The sequence below is a fragment of the Flavonifractor sp. AGMB03687 genome, from assembly GCF_017811815.1.
Classification (GTDB): Bacteria; Bacillota; Clostridia; order Oscillospirales; family Oscillospiraceae; genus Flavonifractor.
In genome coordinates, this window is record NZ_JADKZI010000003.1 from 429,864 (window position 1) to 448,939 (window position 19,076).

Sequence of the window (19,076 nt, forward strand, 5' to 3'; positions counted from 1 at the left end):
CTTACAGCGAAAGAAAACGCCCCAAATCGACCTTTATCCTGACAGTAAATCGTCCCTATCTATCCATCATTCAAGGCAAAGAAAACCGCCTGTCCCACAGACCGATTAGCTCAGCCAAAGGGACAGGCGGTTTGAATTTTCTGATTGCTTACGCACCGCTGATTTTATGTCATTCTTTATTCGAGGTTGTCATTCATGATGTTGCGGAATGGGGTGAAGTCGTTTTCCATCTGGTTGTCGCTGTCCACACCGTCATTGATGGCTATAAAGCGGACGCCCAGTTCTGGGAAGCGAACCTCCGTGTAGAGCCCTACTTCCAGATAGTTGCGCCCAAACCGGGACATATCCTTGACGATCACCATACTCACCAATCCGGCCTCAATATCGGCCAGCATTTCTTGAAACCCAGGCCGCTTGAAATTCGTCCCGGAGTATCCGTCGTCCTTATAAATTTTATGGTTGGTGATGCCGTGCTCTTTTGCGTATCGGGTCAATATCTCGATTTGAGATGAGATTTGTCAAGGGTATTTTCACCCAAGTTGCGGTGATTCTTCTTTTCGTGCAACTACAACAAACCGCCCGTTTTTTGTGTGGTAGCTGCAAGTAGACAGGGTCAGCAGTTCATCTCCGTATACAGCAATGACCCCCGTGTCGTACAGAGCGGCCTTCTGTACCTGATCCACATAGTCCTCAAAAACGGAAGCATCGCTCACATCCGTATATTGATAGTATCTCCATGGTACAGGCCGGTCGAAAACATCCATAGGTGCATATGGGCGCAAGCATAGTGACTACCGCTTTGGTGCACAGACCGAGATCGGCGACATTGAGATTTCGGTGTGGGAAGCTGCGATGCACCGGCTCATTCGGAACAGCGGGGAAGAGGCGCTGTACCAAGCACTTCTCGCTTGGGTTGAGGCGGATACCCCGTGGTTGCACACCAAGAGAGAGCGCGAGCTGTATGCCTTAGAACTGCACTCCGCTCGCATCTTTGAACTTCCAGAATGGGTTGCCAAGCAGGAGTTTGAAGAAAACTACATGCCCAAAAGAGATTAGGAGGGAAACGATATGCCCATGAAACAGCGCTGCGGCGTACTGGTCTACAACAAGGAGAGGGATCGGATCGATATCCGATTTGATCTTAACAACTACTATGGCGGACTGCACTGCGGCCAGTGTTTTGATGTGATAGTCGGTGGGCGCTGGGTGCCTACTCGCATTGAAATGGCCAGCACTTGGTACCTGGTGGGAATCCAGACGGATAATCTGATTGGCTTGAGGGTGAGAATCTAAGTAAATTTGAAAACGCAAAAGAAGGGCGGACTTCGTATAGAAGTCCGCCCTTCTTCCCGCTATTTGTTATTTGCAATCTATCCGCCTATTATTTCCATAGAGCTTATTAGGAACGGGACAGCCAGCTTTTATTAACTGTCCCGTTCTCCACCTTATTTATTTCCTCAGAGTGGCCCCAGCAGGACTTCCACATTCCCCTCTTTGTCCACATTCAGCCGCATGGGTCTAAGGTAGCGATCGTAAAACTGCGCCTGCTCACCGGTGGAGAGCTCGGCCCTGGTGCGGCGGATGGCCTCTTGAAACAATTCCTGGATATTGAAATGGACTGCTTCGTCCAAGCTCTTTCTGACCTCATTCAAAACCGCCTGAATGCGAATCTCGTCGCTGTTTCCGGTGCAGAAGTCGTCCATATAGCAATAGGTAATGCCCGCATCGATCATGGCTCGCTTGATATCCGGCCCGCACTTGTCCGACTCCACAAGAACCAGGAAATGTGCCTCCGGCATGGCCGAGATCAGTCCCCAGTAGTCTGAGTCACTGGAGGCCAGAATGAAGGAGTCTGTGTTATTCTGAAAGAATTCGCGGCATGTGCCGGTGGTGAGCCGGATATCTACCAAGGACTTGTTTTCTTTGATGCGCTCAATCATGTTGTGCTCAATCGGGATCTGGGTGAATTTCTCAAGAATCTTCCAGGCAGTGGTGGTATGGACATCGTCGTACAAAATAATCTTGCTGATTTTCCCCAGAAGTGCCGCCTGGTCCAGATTGTTCAGCGTGGCATAGAGCTTGTAGGGATCCGCATTCTCGCAGTCTACAACGACAGCGGTCCTGCTGCTTCGCTCCAAAAAGTCATAGATTCCGTTTTTGGCTATGAGCCCTGCATCTGTGACCTTGCTCATGTCCGTGAAGTAGTCCTCATGATGCTCGTAGAGAAGACGGACAAATTTCTTATCGTTATATAGGATGTTGCCCACATTGGATGGTGCTGACCAGTTCATGTAAACTTGATAGGGATAAATCTCCTTATGGGCATAATAGTCAGCGGCAGCGCCTTTGGCGCCTTTCTCCGTTGTACCGCCTGGCATGATAAACAGTTGGCGGATGTAAGACCAATTCAACCAGATGGGGAAAAGGTTCTTGCAGTTGTTGATCCGGTTTGCGATATGGCTGTTGATGTCTATAATGTACTGAATAGGCTGAGCATTGGCTCGATAGATGGAAAGGCCGTCTGCCGACAGCTGATCGATACATTCTCTCGGAATATACTCCGGCATACTGGCAATGCCCTTCAAATCATACCGCATAGCCTGATAGATGTTCCGGTAGTTGCGCTCGAATGCTGTCCGCAGCATGCAGAGGTTCCGAATGATCCGGGCATTCTTATCTTTTTCAAGTGCCTCATACCACTCCATCTTCGGGGGCTCATGCTCATTTTCAAAGATATGGAACGGGACACCGATGAGATATGCGAACTTGGAGATCACCATGTATGTACCATTCTCATATAACGCATATCGGGAACGATCTGCAGTTTCCTCGCCATACAACACTTCGGCAATCAGCTGCTCCTCTTTCACAAGCCATTGTCCCCCTTTCGCGTTGATTCTCCTTTTTAGTTTATTATACGGGAATGACAATGGAAAGACAACCATTCATCCCGGTATCCAACCAAGTTGACTTTATACTCCCAAAGGAGTATAATTCTTTTGGGGAGGTGGCAGTATGATCCGTCAGTTATTTCATGGATCCCCCAGCATCATAGAGAAGCCCCAATTTGGTTATGGTAAGGCATATAATGACTATGGCCTGGGATTTTACTGTACCGACAGTCTGGAAATGGCAAAAGAATGGGGCGTGGCTCAGAATCGGAACGGGTATGCCAACCGCTATGAGCTGGACTGTGAAGGTCTCAAAATTTTGGATCTGAACGGACCTTCTTTCAATATCCTTCACTGGCTCGCTGTGCTTTTGGAAAACCGCGAGTTTGATGTACCCTCTGGACTGGCGCTGGAGGCCAAAGAATATATCCTGAATACTTTTTGCGTAGATTATCAGTCACAGGATGCCATCATCGGATATCGCGCCGACGACAGTTACTTTTCTTTTGCCCAGGACTTTATCAACGGCACGATCTCCTATCGGCAGCTCAACAATGCGATGCATCTGGGAAAACTGGGGCAGCAATTCGTTTTGAAGAGCAAGCAGGCATTTGATCGGATTCAATTCCTTGGTTATGAAGTGGCTGATCATGATGAATGGTACGCAAAAAAGATGCTGCGAGACCGGTCAGCCCGACGCGAGTACTTCAGCGTTGAGCGCAACAAGCGGCAGCGTGGCGATCTGTATATCACGCAGATTTTGGACGAGGAGATGAAGCCCGATGATGAACGCTTACGATAAGGTTTATCTGGAGAAGGCGCGCACCGCCCTCGGGCGTATGCTGGACTTTGCAGTGCATGACCTGGGATACAGTCTGGAGACGTTTTATGGCCTCTTTTTGGCCTCCGGTATCGCAGATCGATTTGGCCGTGGTGACTTCACAGTCATCGTTGGTCAGTCCGGAGTAGAGCTTGCCTATGATGTTCTGGAGCAATCCGGCATCAGCAGAAAGCGGGTCAAACCAAACTATCCGGTTGACCGCAGCGTTGAATACTGGACCGGCTGGGCCTTGGCCTATTATCAATGGGAGACAGGACTTTCCTTTGAGGAGATCAATGCCTATATTCCCATTCGGCAAGTGTCCGCATTTTATCATCCCTACCATGAGATGGACATTCGCCAATTCTGTGATCGGATGAACGAGTTATACCGGGTTGCGAAACCGGATACCAACCTAAAGCTGCGCCGGCAGAAGGTGAAGCTCACCCAGAAAGAGTTGGCCGATGCGTCCGGAGTGCCCATCCGGACAATCCAGCAATACGAACAGCGCCAGAAAAACATCAATAAAGCACAAGTCGAATACCTTGTAATGCTTGCCAGAATTCTGTGCTGCGACATAGAAGATATTCTCGAAAAGGTCGTATAAAAACCGCTCCCTTCTTTGTTCGGAGGGAGCGGTTGCTGATTTATAGGTATTGTTGATATGGCTCCAGTGCAGCCTCGGCGCTCTTCAGACGTCGTTCCAAACTCCCATCCATCTGCAGCAGCTTAGCGTTGCTCTGAACAAGGAGGTCATCCTCAGTGCCCAGTCTCAGAAAGCCGCCGCCAAGCGAGGGTAAGAGCATGAATTTTTTGGGTTCTGCCTGTGCTGGGAACTGAATGGAAATAGCCTGTCCCTCCATGGAGACAATTGTGCCGGTGCCATACACCTTGTGGATGATGTTTGAGCCAGCCTGTAAGTGAGATAGGATTACTGCCCGGATTTCTTCCAGGCACTCAAAGTCGGCACGAGCTTGCTCATACGATTCCTTCAGTGCGGCTGCTTTTTCCATCCGCTCACGATGGAGTTTCTTTTCTGTTCCCTTGGGGTGATCGTACTGGATGCCATCATAGAGGTTATAGACTTGGGAGGAGTAGATCATATCAAAGGCTAAGACATGATAGGCCGGATCCTCATAGAGCTGATCAGCATTTTCCTCGTATCGGCTTCATGTGGGTTTGGAGTAATGCTGGTGAGTCCTTTATTGCGGCTACCAGTTCATCACACATCCGATAATACACATCCAGTGTGAAGTTTGCGCCAGCTCCCCAATCATCTAGGAATTCAACACAGTCAGCAAATTCGTGAGCCTGGGTAGCCTTATAGAGGTAATTGTGCTCTGGATCATGAAAAAACAGGTAAGCCATCACGGAGCGCTGGTCGTTGGTATATCTCCAGCTTCCAGGCGCATATTTTGCCTTTAATTCTTCGCTCGATTGGATGAATGCAATGATTTTCTCCTGCCGTTCAGCGAGATTTCCACCGTCATCAGCAAAGAGCTCCCGGAACATTTTCCGAACGGTCTCCGGTTCTTCCTTTGCGTAAGATACCAAAGCATAGAAGGGCTGCTGGTTAGCACTGTCGATGAGGTTTTCACTGGCCTTCCACGCCTCATAAAGCATTCCAGGTAGATCGGGTGCTTCCGGGTTGAAAGACTCACGGTATTGTTCAACTGCCGCTCATTTGTATGTCTCATTATTATCTGGATTATTGATGTACTCAAACTTTTCTATATAGTTGGAGAACAACTGGTTCAGCCGCATTTTATTCATATCGATCCCCCGGAGTGATTGTTAAATAGGATATATACTATTATAATCAGATTGGAATGTATTGGAAAGGTCTATTCTTGTCATGGAGCAATTTCTCGGCCTTCATCTCCCCTATTCACATTGCATGCGACAAAAATAGTCCTACACAACTTGTCCTCAGTCCGTTATGATGGTGGTACAAAGTCAAGGGGGGATAGACATGAAACCAACAGCAACCGATATCGAAGATTTTGTCCGGGATTTATTTCATTGGTTGTATATCGATTACGCTCATTGCGTTGGATACGCCTCACCGGACGACGAGAATGATTTTTCACCAAACCCCATTGAAAAGCATGGAAAACTTCAAAAGAAAACTTTGGCCAGGGCAGCGAAATCTCTCGGGCTGCCGATTGAGGCCCTGATGCAGCTCGATGGACGAGAAATCAGTTCATGGATGACGAAATACCCCTACTTCAAACTTCGCTCTGAATTTGAGAAGGAATTGGAGAAGCTTCGCTACGGCCCACGCCTGGCCGAGCATAGGCTCCTCAAAGCCATCTTGGGTGATCAAATACACAACCATGATGTTCTTCCGGTTCAGTACAATTACCGCAGTGTATATCAAAGGTTGTTGGAATTGCTTCGGCAAATGGATAAAGAAGTACCAGGGACATTCCACCAGGGGGCAGCCATGCAGGGGTTGAAAATTGGAACAGCTCAGCTTTGTCATTTCAGCAAGATAAAGGAACTGTGCGATTCTTATCTCGAAATGGTTAAACGCGAAAATGAGTTGTTTCAGGCAGCACTGACCAACGATCTCTCCGAAAGCGAAATATCCGAGTTCAACAGGCTGGCCTCTGTACTGGAATTAGAGGATCGCTATGATTTAGATCAGTATCTTTATTATGATCGTCTTGTGAAGTATCGAGAAGTATATCAGTCGGAAGGCGTTGTTGAAATTGGCGACACGGTCAGACTGTCTCCATTTGGATCCTTTTCGCCATACCGCTGCGCGGAATTCCTGGACGATATAGAAACTGTCCAGAAGTTTGTGAATCTTTATCCCTCCATGAAAAAAGACATGCGAGAGTTTGCTATGGCGGTATCGAAATTTCAATTCCGCTTTAAGTGGTCTGATGCAGCGCCGGCACAACCGGAAACCGTAGAATTACCTGGGCTGGGTATGACTGTGGAAGTCGGACCAGATCCCTTTAACCCGCCGGATGAGACGGTAATCTTCGTGCCAAAGACGGATGAAGAACTTGGAACTGATAAAGAATATGTAGAGAGGTTAAAAGCGGTCTCCAGTTCCACCTCAATAGGAGGACTCCGGGTACCTTACACACCCTCAGAAGAGAGTGACCGTGAAATGATTGCTCGTGTCTGGGCGCGTTCAAATGCTCGTGGGGGTGAAGATGATGAGTAGCTGCACTCCACAGCAAAAGGCCGGCCTGGTTCTCAAGCGATTGATTCAAGAGCGCTATTCATCTCAGGAGGAGTTCGCATTGGACTACGGCATGGAACTGCGGACAGTGAGCAGATATGTAAATCAAGGGATCAATAAAATAAGCGTTGTTCAGGAGCTTGCAGATTTCTTTGCCTTAGAATTTGAGGATTTCTTTCGGATTTAGCTAAACATATGAAAAACGGGCAGTGTAGTTTCTCTGACGGAAAACACACTGCCCCTGTTCAATATAAGCATGACAGCAAATGCTGCATGATAAACTCAGTCTCTCAATACAATTCCCACCAATAGTCAAACACCTTACGATATCGATTCCCTTTGCCTGACAGGCCGCAATATTTACGAACCTTGCGATTGGCCTTCCGTTTCAGATACTGCTGCCGACTGCTGGATTTCATATACTTGATGTGCAGGCTGGAATGAAGCAGCGTCGTCTTCTCTTCATAATCTCCGATGATATACCCTATGTTTGGCGCATATCCGCTGTGTTGAATAAGAAACAGAAGTCGATCATCGTGTCTGACCCTTTGTATGCGCCGGTATTGCCTGCCAGTCTGACGTCCACCCGAGGTCTGGCACAGCCGCGCATCTTTTTCAGATACCTTCAGGATTTCGGTAATCCGATTGTTTAACTCTTGCTCTGTCATAGGCCTTCCTACTCTGTACAGTCCGGGAAATCGGGTTAACTCCATGCCAGGAGCCGCGCTTTTGGGCGTAAAATTCCCGCTGCGCCTTCTTGCTACGCTTGTTCAGTGGTACGAACTGCAGCACAGTCTGTCACTTCCTTCTCATCATGCGATTTTCGGTTCCCCCAAATGGCACGGCAGGCATCCAGATAGTCTGTATAGCCGAGCAGCATCATTTTATCTGGTAATTCTTTCAGCGCTGCAAGGAAACGCTCCTGATCCCGCTTTCGTACATGGCAGAAGATGACCCGGTATGGAGAATCATCCCGCGCATATTCCTCTCGAAAATGGACCCGCACCTGGTGTTTGATAAAAAGCTGGTCAGCCAAATACGCATCTGTATCCATGTATGCGTAGTAAGCATTCAGCAGTGAGAACCGCTCAATATCCTGATAAAAGTCTGTTTGTTTCAACGAACGCCTCCTATATGACAATCTCATTACAAATGTTCAAAATCGCTTGCCATTCCGAAATATATCGGGTATTCTGAAATACTCCGCTGCGGCGGAAATCATCCTGATGAATGGAGGCGATCCATATGTCCATGATTCAGTTTCCCGTGATCGATCCTGTGGCCACCGGAGCAAATATTTGCCGGCTCCGGAAGGATCGCGGCATGACAGTCCGAGATCTCCAGCACTATTTCGGATTTGAGGAGCCGCAGGCCATCTACAAATGGCAGCGAGGGCAGAGTCTTCCCAGCGTAGATAATCTCTACGCACTGAGCGCTTTGCTCCAGGTGCCAATGAACGAAATCATCATCCCCACTTCTCATATCGTCTCTTTCGAGCAGCAGGCAGCCGTCTGCTGCTCAGGTCATTTTATCCGAGAATTTCTTCAGGTGCAGTGGGCATGGCAGGACTTCAAAACCGCTTAGACCCTTATCCACTTGTCCAACCTGGGGCCCACCGCGACCCAACTGAGTCACAGGCCTCCCCCAGGTGAGCAAGCGACTTGAAAAAAGATTTTCACATCATTACTATGTGTACCAAGGGAGCGTAAGATTGAATTCTGCATTTAAGGGTAAACGTGTGGAAGAAATGGCTGCAGTGCGCTGAACGCAGAGGGAAACGCCTGGCGTTCCTTTCATCATGAGTTATGAGCTCATTTCACATTCATGCAAATGCTGTCCATAATCTGCCGGAGTTGCGCAGCCTCATAATTCATCTGCGCCTGAACCGATCATCACGACCTATCCATTCTGCCACGCCCACCACACCCAAAGGTGTGGTTCGGAAAGTTATGCAACTGCCGTCTTTTCAATGAAGTCGTTGAGGATCTCCTCAAAGCTTTCGTTGATATCGAAAGGAGCTTCGTAGGCCACCTCGGTATTGACCAGGCACTTATCCAAAGCCATGGAGATCTCGTCTGCCTTCTTGCTCAGCGCCGTGGCCATTCCCCGGATCTTATACCGGTCGAAGTCGATGGTGGTGACCTGGGTAGCGTCACACCGATAAGAAACCTGGTTGCCCTCACCATTGAAGCGGAATCCGGATCCGCCGCCGGCGATGGTCTTTTCGCTGTTGCGGAGCGTGGTCATATGTCGGAAAACTTCGGCCAGTTCCTGGCGCTGCCGGTTCAGGCCGACCTCGCTGTCCATATCCAGATCCAGTCCGCTCTTGGCCGCATGAATGGCTTTGCTCAGATTCTCCCGCTCCTCCATCAAAAGCATGATGAAGGCCGCCACTTCGTTGGCGTGCCCGGCATACTCGCTGGGCGCAGTCTCCTCCACCACGGCATCCAGAGCATCCGACATGACCTTACTGCGCAGATGGGTGGTTTTGACTTTGACAATGTTGCGCCGGTCCTGCAGGATGCTGGTGGCCTCACACATCAGGTTTTTGAGTTTGTTTTGAAAACGGAATGCATCTTTCATGTTCATAGTGCATACCTCCTTGAACAACATCAGACTACTATTAACACCCAGAAGTGTTTCACCCGTTGCTCCAATCGTACTGCATCTGCACTCGATTGTCATTGAACTGCTGGTTGAATCGCTCCCTCTCAGTATCAAAATAAACCTGCCTTTGAAGTGTCTCAATCTCTGTTGTTGAAAGATCGATCTTGGCGTAAATCATAGTACTAGTTAAAACGATGGTCTAGGCTGAGCATACTGCTTGTACCAGCTTTCGCCATCGACCGTCTGCACAGTTTCATAAGGGCCGGTGGGAGCCATGTACTGATTTGCGTTATACATGGCAAATTGCCGCTCTGTACCGCCGGCAGGTGTTTCATACCCTGTGATTCTGCCTCCGCCAATTTCCACATCGCGGAAGGTCGGAGGTTCAGTGGGAATGGGGCCTGTCTCGGGTACTGAGCCGGCCGAAGTATAGGGGCTACCGACATCCACATCGGTATTACCCAAAATCGGAGGCTTGCCAGGAACACATCCGCCGTTTCCTTCTTGGGGCACTTGCGCACCTGCGGCGGCGCCGCCAGTAAGCGTCACGGTATCCTGGTCTTCTCCGTCCATTGCGGAAACAACTTCATTTCCAACAACCGCTCCGGCAGCAGTCGATACAGGGTCGCCTGCGCCAACCGGAGCACCCGAATAGCCGAGATAGCTTGTAAGTGCCTGAGCAGCTTTCTCTCCTTTAATGGAGCCAACAGAGGAGATATCTCCCGTAGCTACTGCGCCAATGACACTGTTGGCAAATTTGCCACCCGATGCCATGCTAGAACCAAACATCGCCCCGCCAATTACACTTCCAACGCCTCCGGCTGTTCCCGTTGCGCTGCTTGCTGCGGCATTGCCTGCCGCACGTTTTGCAACTGCAAGCAGACCACCGCCGGAACCGGAGAAAGCCTGCCCTGCGGCTTGGTGCGTGGTGCTTGAACCAGAAGCATGATTCCTATTGAAAATGTTGCCCACCGCTCCGCCAAGTCCGCCGACTGCTGAGCCAACCGCCCTGCCGGCAATGAGCAGTTCACCCAGCATACTTCCACCGGTTCGGCCGACATTGATCCCAAGTGCAGCCAGAAAACTATCGATTTTCTGACTGATTTTCAGGAATGCCACAGCACACAAAAACCAGATAAAAATATTGCCGGCCACCGCTTCATTGCTGGATGCCGCAATGGCACTTTCTACCTCCGATTCATCCAAGGCCAATGCCGGCGTGCAGCACATAAGCAGCAACATCAGGACAGCAATTCCTGCTGTCCAAGTTCTCTTGCGCATTGTTACCTCCTATTCTCAGAGGGAGAGTGGATTGGCAATAAAGCCTCCGACCATGGACACAAACAGGCGAAGACACCATGCATTCATCACCAGGAGAAACAGTTGGCCGCCGAGCATTCTCCCCCATGCGCTAAAGATATTGGAAGTACTCTCTGATGCTCCTGTCGCAAACGCCATGGGTGCAGTATAGATCAGGACACCGACCATGATATACCGTTCCGCCGCCTCAAATAGAAGTTTGATGTAGTTCCACGCCACAATAATTGTGAGGATCAACACGATAAGGCTAACAGATCCGGAAGCCAGTGCGCCGACTATGACCGTCAGCACGCTGGCAAAACTCGCAAACTCAATCGGTGGAAGCGATGCATCCACGATCCAGGAGTACGGGGTACCGGCAATGGTCAGAATCAACGCCACGATCTGATCTGAATAATACGCCAGGAGTATAAATAGGACTGACCGAAGGAGCAATTTACCGGGATCCTCCGCACTGAGGCCGATACCTGCTCCATAGTTTTTGAACAGCTGCCAAACCAGGTTGAGGAGAATAAAGCCAATGGCAATCGCCACAAATATCTCGTACATGGTCTCTGCAGCCGGGAAATATCGGATGAATACGGACATATCGCAGCCCAATGCACCCAGAACTGATCCGGTGATCAGATCGAGTATATTCATGACCTGCTCAGCGATCCATCCGACAATACTATCAAGAATGCCCATCTGAACACCTCCAGATAGTGGCTATCCCTCAAAATCCTTCAGATAATCCGGATTCAAGGGGATGATACTGGCGGCGGTGAGACAAAGGGCGATTCCCGCTACGATGCCGCCAATCAGGTAAACGATGTTCTTCTTCATGTGTTGCTCCTTTCCCTTCGTGTTGTTTTCAGCTGGGTGTCCACGTGCCGCCGGAGAAGAAGGGGGTGACATAGGCCATGATGAAGCCCAAGCCGTTCAAAATGGCCCAAGTGATAATAATGCGCTTCAGCCAGGCACGAGACTCATCGACTGTGCGTCCGGACTTGGAGAAATTCATGAGCAGCAGTGCGATGCTGGCCGTGACAATTGCGGCAATCGTTGAGATTCCGAGGATCTGGGTATAGACATCCTGCATGATCTCACTTGCTTTCGACCAGATGGTTTCACCGGCGGCATGTGCCTGGAGGGGAGTCATGGCCAACGCTGTGGGGATCAAAAAGGCAGTATAGAGCATTCTGCCCTTGTCAATTCTCCGGATCTTCCCCCGAAGTTTCTGCCCAGCGAGTTTGATATTGCTGTGCATAGTGTTGTTTTCCTCCTTATGCATAATCTAAAAAATGCAACGAGCCCGAGGTGGAAGCATGACAGTGCGATCCGCTTTCTCCCCGAGCTCATTCCCAACAAAAAAACCGCCCGTGAAGGGCGGTAATGTCAGTATGCATTTTTCGACGATGAAATCATATCATAGAACAACTATAATAGCAATTCAAGAACAAAACAACTTTCCTACAAAAAAAGTCTAAGTCACTCAGGCAAGAATTGCTTGATGATTTCAATACAGTCTCTGGCTGTGTAACCCCAAAGAATCCGATCCAGCGCGCGAATCGCTGCATTCAGGTAGTTGTGGTACGATGCGATTGACATAGGAAATCCCCTGGCATCCAGCACTTGCAGGATGTCTTCGCGTCGTTTGGGTTTGCTCTTGGTGAAGTAAGTCTCATAAAGGATCTGATACATGAGCTCCCCACGATCAGGATCTTGACGCACCGCTTCAAGTGCGGTGTTGATGATATCCAGCATGGTCTTGCTGCGGATAACACTCTTGGCGTGGCTCTCGAGCTTTGTATTGCTGAGGTCAATGCCGGCAAGTTCCGCATTGACCTCCAGGGTTGACAGTCTGGTACCGTGTTCCATTTCCATTCTCAGATTCAATTCAGATTCTGAAATGAAAACAGAATAGGCAACGCGGCGATATTGCTTCAACAGGAACTTGGTATTGTGGAAATTGTCCACCCGCTGTTTCTGGGCCGCTTTTCCCTCGAGTTTTTCCACACCAGCGTGCAGCGCTGTGGATATTTCGTCCTTCACAAGCTCCTTTTCAAGTCCTAACGCCGGACGCATAGACCTTTTTTCTTTTGGCGGCATAGTTCAGATTCCCTCCTTCGTCTTCCGGTGTTTCGGTGGTCCGCGATAAAGCCCGGCCTCTAGTTCAGACTCCTCCCAGTCTAAGGAACTGTAGAAGATTAAGGGAACTGGCCGAGCAAAAAAAGAACTGGGTGGTACTTGAAACACCTGAATTTTCAGGGTTCTCGCCCCAGGTGAGACAGCTTTTTCGCTTGGGACGCCAGTCTGAACATCTACCAGGATGTTCCGGTCAGATTCCAGTTGGCCAGTTGCCTTGGCTATGCCCAGGATCTCTCCCAGTTTTTGGATTTGCAGTTTTTCGCAATCTTCACCATAGATCATCTCGCGAAAGCTGCATGGAGAAATAATAGAGCCGCGTGAACTGGAAAAGCTCACGCGGCTGATAAGTCCGGCCTCTTCGATTTTTAAGATGAATCGCCCGACTCTCGATTTCGACCATCCCCAACGCTTTGCAAGGTACGAATATCGGATCACCGAGCTGCGGGATGACACCGTACAGCTTCTGCCCACCGGTATGGTGTATCCCATCTACCGGGCAGAGCGCAAAGAACAGTTCGAGCAGCTGCTTCGGGCAGATCGCCGCAATGCTTACTATACCGAGTTTCTTCCCATTGACCCGGACAAGGTAGATCAGGACTTGCGGGATGTATTGTCCCATGGACTGATGGATGAAGCAGATAAAAAACAGGTTTCCACGCTGCTGCAATCCGGCAGGAGTAACAGCGAGATCGCCTACTGGCTGAGCAGAGCCTATTCCGGTGAGATCGAGACGCTGAATCTGGAGACCGGCGATATTGCCGATTACCGTACCACGGCACAGGGCATGGAGCTGGAAGTCCTGGACGCAGAGGAAAAGCGTCTGGCTGTGCTGTATTTCCGTTGGGATGAAGTTGCGCCTTTGCTGCGCGGGATGTATGCCCGTCAGCTGGATGGCTTTGGACAGGAACAGCCCCAACCGTCTGCCGAATCCCCGGCCTTCCATTCCGAGACCGTGGCCGTCTATCCGGGCGATAAGAACAATCTGCCTTATGATGTGGTGGTGGAACGGCTGCATATCGAGGAGCCGGAGCCACCAGCCCCTGTGACAGAGCCGGAGAAAACCTTTGAGGAAGTGCTGGACGAACACCCGGTTTCCATTCAGGTCAATGGCCAGTGGCAGACCTTCCCCAATGCCAAAGCTGCCGAGGAAGCCTCCTATGAGGAATACAAGGCCAACCTGCGCCGCAATGCACAAAACTTCCGTATTACCGATGAGCATTTGGGCGAAGGCGGTCCGAAAGCCAAGTTCCAGGCAAATATCAATGCCATTCGTTTGCTGAAAGAGTTGGAAGCTGCCGGACAGCAGGCAAGCCCTGAACAGCAGGAGGTTCTTTCCCGCTATGTGGGCTGGGGCGGTCTTTCTGATGCTTTTGACCCGGAGAAGCCGGCATGGGCTTCCGAGTATGCCCGGCTGAAAGAGCTGCTGACCCCGGAGGAATATGTCGCCGCCAGAAGCTCCACCCTAAACGCCCATTACACCAGCCCTACGGTCATTCAGGCCATCTATGAAGCGGTGGGGCGCATGGGCTTTGAGACCGGAAATATTCTGGAGCCATCTATGGGTGTGGGTAATTTCTTCGGTATGCTGCCGGAGGAAATGCGAAACAGCCGTCTGTATGGCGTGGAGCTGGACCCGGTTTCCGGGCGCATCGCAAAGCAGCTCTATCCCAAGGCGGACATCACAGTAGGAGGCTTTGAGACCACTGACCGCCGTGACTTCTTTGACCTTGCCATCGGCAATGTACCTTTTGGTCAGTATCAGGTCAACGACAAAGCCTACAACAAGTTGAATTTCAGTATTCATAACTATTTTTTTGCCAAAGCACTGGACCAGGTGCGTCCCGGCGGTGTGGTAGCTTTTGTGACCTCTCGATATACCATGGACGCCAAGGATTCCACCGTGCGCCGATATCTTGCCCAGCGTGCTGAGCTGCTGGGAGCTATCCGTCTGCCTAATGACGCGTTCAAAAAGAATGCCGGTGCCGAGGTGGTATCGGACATCATCTTCTTCCAAAAGCGGGACCACCCGTTGGACATCGTGCCGGAATGGACCCAGACCGGACAGACGGAGGACGGGTTTACCATCAACCGGTATTTTATCGACCATCCGGAAATGGTGCTGGGCAGACAGGAGCCGGTAAGCACTGCACATGGTATGGACTACACCGTGAACCCCATCGAGGGACTGAAGCTTTCCGACCAGCTGCATGATGCTGTGAAGTACATTCATGGCACTTATCAGGAGGCAGAGCTGCCGGAGCTGGGCGAAGGCGAAGCCATTGACACCTTCATTCCTGCCGATCCTAATGTGAAGAACTATTCCTATGCCATTGTAGACGGGCAGGTGTACTACCGGGAAAACAGCCGCATGGTGCGCCCGGATCTCAACACCACCGCAGAAGCCCGCGTAAAAGGTCTTGTGGGACTGCGTGATTGTGTGCAGGAACTGATCGACCTTCAGATGGATGCAGCGGTTCCGGACAGCACCATTACCCAAAAGCAGGCGGAACTGAACAGCCTGTATGACAGCTTTTCTGAAAAATATGGCCTTATCAATGACCGTGCAAACCGACTGGCCTATGCAGATGATTCTTCCTATTACCTGCTCTGTGCGCTGGAAGTCATCGACGAGGACGGAAAGCTGGAACGCAAGGCGGATATGTTCACCAAACGGACCATCAAGCCCCATCAGGCGGTGGCTGTGGTGGATACAGCAAGCGAAGCACTGGCGGTGTCTATCTCGGAAAAAGCCTGCGTGAATATGAGCTATATGAGCCAGCTTACCGGAAAAACAAAAGAAGAACTGGCCGGAGAGCTGCAAGGCGTAATCTTCCGTGTACCGGGACAGTTGGAGAAAGACGGCACACCCCATTATGTGACTGCTGATGAATACCTTTCCGGCAATGTACGCCGCAAACTGCGTCAGGCGCAGCGGGCGGCACAGCAGGACCCGGTTTATGCAGTCAATGTGGAAGCTCTTACCGCCGCCCAGCCCAAAGACCTGGATGCGTCGGAGATCGAGGTGCGTCTGGGCGCTACCTGGATCGACAAAGAGTACATCCAGCAGTTTATGTACGAGACCTTCAACACCCCGTTTTATCTCCAGCGCAGTATCGAGGTCAACTATTCGTCCTTTACCGCTGAATGGCAGATCAAGGGGAAATCTTCTGTATCTTACAACGATGTGGCAGCCTACACCACCTACGGAACCAGCCGTGCCAACGCCTACAAGATTTTGGAGGACAGCCTGAATCTGCGAGATGTCCGTATCTATGACACCATAGAGGACGCAGACGGAAAAGAGCGCCGCATGCTGAACGCCAAGGAGACCACCCTGGCTGCTCAAAAACAGCAGGCGATCCGGGAAGCCTTTAGGGACTGGATCTGGAGAGACCCGGAGCGCCGCCAGACTTTGGTGCGCCAGTACAACGAAGAAATGAACTCTACCCGTCCCCGTGAGTATGATGGAAGCCATATCACTTTTGGCGGCATGAACCCAGCCATTACCCTGCGGGAACACCAGAAAAGCGCCATCGCCCATGTGCTGTATGGAGGAAATACCCTGTTGGCACATGAAGTAGGCGCAGGCAAAACTTTTGAGATGGTAGCTGCTGCTATGGAAGCCAAACGCCTGGGCTTGTGCCAGAAATCTCTCTTTGTGGTTCCCAACCACCTGACCGAGCAGTGGGCGTCGGAGTTTCTGCGCCTCTATCCTTCCGCCAACATCTTAGTCACCACAAAAAAGGACTTTGAGACCCATAACCGCAAAAAGTTCTGCGCCCGTATTGCGACCGGTGACTACGACGCCATCATCATGGGACACAGCCAGTTTGAGCGTATCCCCATCAGCCGGGAGCGTCAGGAACGGCTTCTCTATGAGCAGATCGACGAGATCACCGAGGGGATCGCAGAGGTGCAGGCCAGCGGTGGTGAGCGTTTTACCGTCAAGCAGCTGGAGCGTACCAGAAAGTCTCTGGAAGCCAGGCTGGAAAAGCTGCAAGCCGAGGGGCGAAAAGACGATGTGGTAACCTTCGAGCAGCTGGGTGTGGACCGTTTGTTTGTGGACGAGGCCCACAACTATAAAAACCTGTTTCTATACACAAAAATGAGGAATGTGGCGGGTCTCTCAACCAGCGATGCCCAAAAGTCCAGCGATATGTTTGCCAAGTGCCGCTATATGGATGAGATCACCGGAAACCGTGGCGTGATTTTCGCCACCGGCACCCCGGTCAGCAACTCCATGACCGAGCTTTACACCATGCAGCGTTACCTTCAGTATGAACGCCTGCAAGAACTGAACATGACCCACTTCGACTGCTGGGCTTCCCGATTTGGGGAGACTGTCACAGCATTGGAGCTGGCACCGGAAGGCACCGGCTACCGGGCAAGAACAAGATTCAGCAAGTTCTTTAATCTGCCGGAGCTGATGAACCTGTTCAAAGAAGTTGCGGACATTAAGACTGCCGACCAGTTGAATCTGCCTACCCCGGAAGTGGAATACCACAACATCGTGGCGCAGCCTACCGAACATCAGCAGGAAATGGTCAAGGCCCTTTCGGAGCGCGCATCGCTGGTACACAGCGGAACCGTTGACCCATCCCAGGACAATATGCTCAAGATTACCTCGGATGGCCGTAAGCTGGGGCTGGACCAGAGGATCGTCAACCAGATGCTGCCGGACGAACCCGGAACAAAGGTCAATCAGTGCGTAGAGAACATCATGCAGATCTGGCGGGATGGCGAAGCTGACAAGCTGACCCAGCTGGTGTTCTGCGACATTTCTACACCGCAGGCAAAAGCTCCTGCAAGCAAGGCGGCGAAAACGCTGGATAATCCACTGCTTCACGCACTGGAAGGCGCTGTGCCTCTGCCGGAGCAGGAACCGGCCTTTACGGTATATGACGATATTCGTCAGAAACTCATTGCCCAGGGGATGCCTGCCGACCAGATCGCTTTTATCCATGAAGCAAACACCGAAGTGCGGAAAAAGGAGCTGTTCTCTAAAGTCCGTACCGGTCAGGTGCGTGTGCTTATGGGCAGCACCGCCAAGATGGGCGCAGGCACCAATGTGCAGGACCGTCTGGTGGCACTTCATGATCTGGACTGCCCGTGGAGACCGGGAGACCTTGCCCAGCGTAAGGGCCGTATCGAGCGCCAGGGCAACCAGAATCCTCTTGTCCATGTGTACCGCTATGTGACCGAAGGAACCTTTGACGCTTATCTCTGGCAGACGGTGGAGAATAAGCAGAAATTCATCAGCCAGATTATGACCTCTAAATCGCCGGTGCGCTCCTGCGATGATGTGGATGAAACCGCCCTCAGTTTTGCCGAGATCAAGGCTCTGTGCGCCGGAGATCCCCGTATCAAAGAGCGTATGGATTTGGATGTGGAGGTATCCCGCCTGAAGCTGATGAAAGCCGACCACCAGAGCAAGCAGTATCGTCTGGAGGACCAGCTGCTCAAATACTTCCCGGAGGAGATTGAAAAGCACAAGGGCTTTATCAAGGGCTTTGAATCTGACCTTGAGGTTTTGGCAGCTCACCCACACCCGGAGGACGGCTTTGCCGGTATGGAGATCCGTGGCGACCTGCTGACCGATAAGGAGAACGCCGGTGCAGCCCTTTTGGATGCCTGCAAGGAGGTCAAAACCTCCGATCCGGTGCAGATCGGCAGCTACCGGGGCTATGCCATGTCCGTGGAATTTTCCGCTTGGAAACAGGAATATACGCTCCTGCTGAAAGGACAGATGACCCACAGGGCAACCCTTGGTACAGACCCTCGCGGAAATCTTACCCGTATCGACAATGCCCTCGCCCAGATGCCCCAGCGTCTGGAGGCGGCAAAGGCACAGCTGGATAATCTCTATCAGCAGCAGGCTGCCGCAAAGGAGGAAGTCGGAAAGCCATTCCTTTATGAAGAAGAACTGAGAAGCAAAAACGCCCGCCTGGTGGAGCTGGATACCCTGCTCAACATCGACGGAAAGGGACCGGCACACGATGAAGCTGTCGTTGCCAAAAGCACACGGCCTTCGGTATTGGACCATCTGAAACGCCCGGTGCCGCCCCGCAGTACAGATAAGAAACCAAAACAGCATGAGGAGGTGCGATAA

The 19,076-nt window shown here is 51.0% G+C and carries 16 protein-coding genes and 2 pseudogenes; 7 read left to right on the plus strand and 11 right to left on the minus strand.

Annotation, left to right across the window (positions count from 1 at the left end; all coding sequences use genetic code 11):
• Positions 1-182 precede the first annotated feature (182 nt).
• A pseudogene (locus tag J9789_RS08570) lies at positions 183-515 on the minus strand (recombinase family protein); the annotation flags it as partial.
• Between the two features lie 559 nt (positions 516-1,074).
• Between J9789_RS08570 and J9789_RS08575 the strand changes: the two are divergent.
• On the plus strand, positions 1,075-1,293 hold the full coding sequence (locus J9789_RS08575) for a DUF5348 domain-containing protein (protein WP_209344662.1): 219 nt from the start codon (positions 1,075-1,077) through the stop codon (positions 1,291-1,293).
• A gap of 164 nt (positions 1,294-1,457) precedes the next feature.
• Here the strand turns inward: J9789_RS08575 and J9789_RS08580 are convergent, their stop codons facing one another.
• A complete protein-coding gene (locus tag J9789_RS08580) occupies positions 1,458-2,870 on the minus strand; it encodes an NYN domain-containing protein (RefSeq protein WP_348633658.1) in 1,413 nt (470 codons plus the stop codon).
• Positions 2,871-3,015: 145 nt separating this feature from the next.
• Between J9789_RS08580 and J9789_RS08585 the strand changes: the two genes are divergently transcribed.
• Both J9789_RS08585 and J9789_RS08590 read left to right on the plus strand, forming a co-directional pair.
• Complete coding sequence (locus J9789_RS08585) at positions 3,016-3,693, plus strand: DUF3990 domain-containing protein (RefSeq protein WP_209344458.1); 678 nt, start codon at positions 3,016-3,018, stop codon at positions 3,691-3,693.
• Positions 3,674-4,318, plus strand: a complete 645-nt coding sequence (locus J9789_RS08590) for a helix-turn-helix transcriptional regulator (protein WP_209344459.1) — start codon at positions 3,674-3,676, stop codon at positions 4,316-4,318. The genes J9789_RS08585 and J9789_RS08590 overlap by 20 nt, the downstream gene beginning before the upstream one ends.
• 40 nt (positions 4,319-4,358) lie before the next feature.
• Here the strand turns inward: J9789_RS08590 and J9789_RS08595 are convergent, their stop codons facing one another.
• Both J9789_RS08595 and J9789_RS08600 read right to left on the minus strand, forming a co-directional pair.
• Positions 4,359-4,814, minus strand: coding sequence for a hypothetical protein (locus tag J9789_RS08595; RefSeq protein WP_209344460.1), 456 nt, complete (start codon positions 4,812-4,814; stop codon positions 4,359-4,361).
• Positions 4,815-4,857: 43 nt separating this feature from the next.
• Positions 4,858-5,334 (minus strand): hypothetical protein, encoded by a 477-nt coding sequence (locus tag J9789_RS08600; RefSeq protein WP_209344462.1) that lies wholly within the window; start codon positions 5,332-5,334, stop codon positions 4,858-4,860.
• Positions 5,335-5,683: 349 nt separating this feature from the next.
• Here J9789_RS08600 and J9789_RS08605 point away from each other — a divergent pair, with 349 nt between their 5' ends.
• Together J9789_RS08605 and J9789_RS17300 are read left to right on the plus strand one after the other, a co-directional pair.
• Positions 5,684-6,892, plus strand: a complete 1,209-nt coding sequence (locus tag J9789_RS08605; RefSeq protein WP_209344464.1) for a hypothetical protein — start codon at positions 5,684-5,686, stop codon at positions 6,890-6,892.
• 79 nt (positions 6,893-6,971) lie between these two features.
• Positions 6,972-7,097, plus strand: coding sequence for a hypothetical protein (locus J9789_RS17300; RefSeq protein WP_280842643.1), 126 nt, complete (start codon positions 6,972-6,974; stop codon positions 7,095-7,097).
• 103 nt (positions 7,098-7,200) lie between these two features.
• On the opposite strand, the gene J9789_RS08610 is transcribed toward J9789_RS17300, so the two are convergent.
• Both J9789_RS08610 and J9789_RS08615 read right to left on the minus strand, forming a co-directional pair.
• Positions 7,201-7,578: a hypothetical protein gene (locus J9789_RS08610; protein ID WP_209344466.1), complete on the minus strand. Its 378-nt coding sequence runs from the start codon at positions 7,576-7,578 to the stop codon at positions 7,201-7,203.
• 92 nt (positions 7,579-7,670) lie between these two features.
• On the minus strand, positions 7,671-8,030 hold the full coding sequence (locus tag J9789_RS08615) for a hypothetical protein (protein WP_209344467.1): 360 nt from the start codon (positions 8,028-8,030) through the stop codon (positions 7,671-7,673).
• Positions 8,031-8,155: 125 nt separating this feature from the next.
• On the opposite strand from J9789_RS08615, the gene J9789_RS17405 reads away from it, so the two are divergent.
• Positions 8,156-8,494 carry a helix-turn-helix transcriptional regulator gene (locus J9789_RS17405; protein ID WP_348633659.1) on the plus strand — a complete coding sequence of 113 codons (339 nt, stop codon included), beginning with the start codon at positions 8,156-8,158 and terminating at the stop codon, positions 8,492-8,494.
• Between the two features lie 363 nt (positions 8,495-8,857).
• Here the strand turns inward: J9789_RS17405 and J9789_RS08625 are convergent, their stop codons facing one another.
• The 5 genes from J9789_RS08625 to J9789_RS08645 all read right to left on the minus strand — a co-directional run bounded on the left by J9789_RS08625 (position 8,858) and on the right by J9789_RS08645 (position 12,928).
• The gene (locus J9789_RS08625; RefSeq protein WP_209344469.1) at positions 8,858-9,499 is read right to left on the minus strand and encodes a hypothetical protein; all 642 of its coding nucleotides are present in this window, start codon (positions 9,497-9,499) and stop codon (positions 8,858-8,860) included.
• Positions 9,500-9,703: 204 nt separating this feature from the next.
• Complete coding sequence (locus J9789_RS08630) at positions 9,704-10,798, minus strand: hypothetical protein (RefSeq protein ID WP_209344471.1); 1,095 nt, start codon at positions 10,796-10,798, stop codon at positions 9,704-9,706.
• A gap of 15 nt (positions 10,799-10,813) precedes the next feature.
• The gene (locus J9789_RS08635) at positions 10,814-11,524 is read right to left on the minus strand and encodes a hypothetical protein (RefSeq protein ID WP_209344473.1); all 711 of its coding nucleotides are present in this window, start codon (positions 11,522-11,524) and stop codon (positions 10,814-10,816) included.
• Between the two features lie 166 nt (positions 11,525-11,690).
• Positions 11,691-12,017 (minus strand): hypothetical protein, encoded by a 327-nt coding sequence (locus J9789_RS08640; RefSeq protein ID WP_033117490.1) that lies wholly within the window; start codon positions 12,015-12,017, stop codon positions 11,691-11,693.
• A gap of 290 nt (positions 12,018-12,307) precedes the next feature.
• Entirely contained in the window at positions 12,308-12,928 is a 621-nt protein-coding gene (locus J9789_RS08645; RefSeq protein WP_209344475.1) for a hypothetical protein, read from the minus strand.
• A gap of 463 nt (positions 12,929-13,391) precedes the next feature.
• On the opposite strand from J9789_RS08645, the pseudogene J9789_RS08650 reads away from it, so the two are divergent.
• A pseudogene (locus J9789_RS08650) lies at positions 13,392-19,076 on the plus strand (SNF2-related protein); the annotation flags it as partial.

Coding starts and splice junctions, on each gene's coding strand:
- J9789_RS08575 (WP_209344662.1), top strand. CDS start 1,075: ATGAAACAGCGCTGCGGCGTACTGGTCTACAACAAGGAGAGGGATCGG.
- J9789_RS08585 (WP_209344458.1), top strand. CDS start 3,016: ATGATCCGTCAGTTATTTCATGGATCCCCCAGCATCATAGAGAAGCCC.
- J9789_RS08590 (WP_209344459.1), top strand. CDS start 3,674: ATGATGAACGCTTACGATAAGGTTTATCTGGAGAAGGCGCGCACCGCC.
- J9789_RS08595 (WP_209344460.1), bottom strand. CDS start 4,814: ATGATCTACTCCTCCCAAGTCTATAACCTCTATGATGGCATCCAGTAC.
- J9789_RS08600 (WP_209344462.1), bottom strand. CDS start 5,334: ATGCTTTATGAGGCGTGGAAGGCCAGTGAAAACCTCATCGACAGTGCT.
- J9789_RS08605 (WP_209344464.1), top strand. CDS start 5,684: ATGAAACCAACAGCAACCGATATCGAAGATTTTGTCCGGGATTTATTT.
- J9789_RS08610 (WP_209344466.1), bottom strand. CDS start 7,578: ATGACAGAGCAAGAGTTAAACAATCGGATTACCGAAATCCTGAAGGTA.
- J9789_RS17405 (WP_348633659.1), top strand. CDS start 8,156: ATGTCCATGATTCAGTTTCCCGTGATCGATCCTGTGGCCACCGGAGCA.
- J9789_RS08625 (WP_209344469.1), bottom strand. CDS start 9,499: ATGAACATGAAAGATGCATTCCGTTTTCAAAACAAACTCAAAAACCTG.
- J9789_RS08630 (WP_209344471.1), bottom strand. CDS start 10,798: ATGCGCAAGAGAACTTGGACAGCAGGAATTGCTGTCCTGATGTTGCTG.
- J9789_RS08635 (WP_209344473.1), bottom strand. CDS start 11,524: ATGGGCATTCTTGATAGTATTGTCGGATGGATCGCTGAGCAGGTCATG.
- J9789_RS08640 (WP_033117490.1), bottom strand. CDS start 12,017: ATGCTCTATACTGCCTTTTTGATCCCCACAGCGTTGGCCATGACTCCC.
- J9789_RS08645 (WP_209344475.1), bottom strand. CDS start 12,928: ATGCCGCCAAAAGAAAAAAGGTCTATGCGTCCGGCGTTAGGACTTGAA.